This window comes from Arthrobacter sp. 01N444 (assembly GCF_056399305.1).
This window is the reverse complement of sequence record NZ_JBFTRB010000048.1, coordinates 1-447: the sequence shown is the minus strand read 5'-3', so window position 1 is coordinate 447 and position 447 is coordinate 1. Positions and strand designations below refer to the sequence as shown.

The window sequence follows — 447 nt, the reverse complement described above, 5'->3', positions numbered from 1 at the left end:
GTGAGAGGCCCCCAGCCAGACCACTGGGTTGATAGGCCGGATGTGGAAGCGAGGACTAACGACTCGTGAAGCTGACCGGTACTAATAGGCCGATAACTTACACCACACACTCTTCCCGTGAACGGATTCAAAAGACGTTCACACCAGGGGGAGGGTACAAAGAAACAAGACTGCTTGCGTCCACTATGTGGTTCCCAAACAACAAACCCGTCACCGACGGCACGTTGCGACAGGAACAAAACCACAACAAAATAACAACACCACAGATGTTGTAACCACAGTTTTCCCCACCCCCGCCCAGCGGGCACGGTGGCGGAGCAAGGGTTACGGCGGTCATAGCGTGGGGGAAACGCCCGGTCCCATCCCGAACCCGGAAGCTAAGACCCACAGCGCCGATGGTACTGCACCCGGGAGGGTGTGGGAGAGTAGGTCACCGCCGGAACACCA

1 rRNA gene is annotated in these 447 nt (G+C 57.5%); it reads left to right on the top strand.

Annotation, left to right across the window (positions count from 1 at the left end):
* Window positions 1–325: 325 nt before the first annotated feature.
* Window positions 326–442, top strand: a 5S ribosomal RNA gene (gene rrf, locus AC1DKN_RS21035).
* The last annotated feature ends 5 nt before the right edge of the window (window positions 443–447 follow it).